The organism is Vibrio sp. 1401, from assembly GCF_033340295.1.
Genome location: NZ_JAWOWF010000631.1, coordinates 1 through 576, shown reverse-complemented (window position 1 = coordinate 576; position 576 = coordinate 1). Strand labels below are relative to the sequence as shown.

General features: G+C 49.3%; 1 protein-coding gene. It reads right to left on the bottom strand.

Going from position 1 to position 576, the window contains the following annotated elements:
• Positions 1-155: 155 nt before the first annotated feature.
• Positions 156-428: an HU family DNA-binding protein gene (locus R7Z77_RS27255; protein ID WP_001043047.1), complete on the bottom strand. Its 273-nt coding sequence runs from the start codon at positions 426-428 to the stop codon at positions 156-158.
• Positions 429-576 lie beyond the last annotated feature (148 nt).

Genomic DNA, 576 nt, shown 5'->3' with positions numbered 1-576 from the left:
GCTTTTCCACCGGCCTCAATTGCGTATAGAATGAACAAAACGTCTTTTTGAGTTGACGACAATCTCATCCCTTCCCCTTATTCATGTCTGATATGAATAAGGCTCCCACGAAGGAGCCTTATGTAAACCTTATTCATGTGTCACATGATTAAGATCTAGTTCACGGAGTCTTTCAACCCCTTACCAGCTTTGAACCCAGGAATGTTGGCCGCCGCGATCTGGATGTTCTCTCCAGTCTGGGGATTCCGCCCGGTTCGCGCTGCGCGTTCCTTAACGTGGAAAGTACCAAACCCAGTGAGCGCTACTGTCCCACCCGCTTTAAGCTCCTCTGTCACTGAGTTGATCAGCGCATTTACCGCAGCTTCGGCCTTTGCTTTGCTAATGTCAGCGTCTTCGGCCACTTTCATAATCAGTTCACTTTTGTTCATCGTTATTCCTGTTTGTTTTCTTGGTTACTGTTTACACCTGCATACTCTGGGGTGTGGTTAGTGCTTTCTTCGCCACTCCCAAGGGGGAGTTCTCTCCGATTCCGGTAATGCCCAGAGACCTCGCTTATCGGCTTTGGCTTCGGCCTCC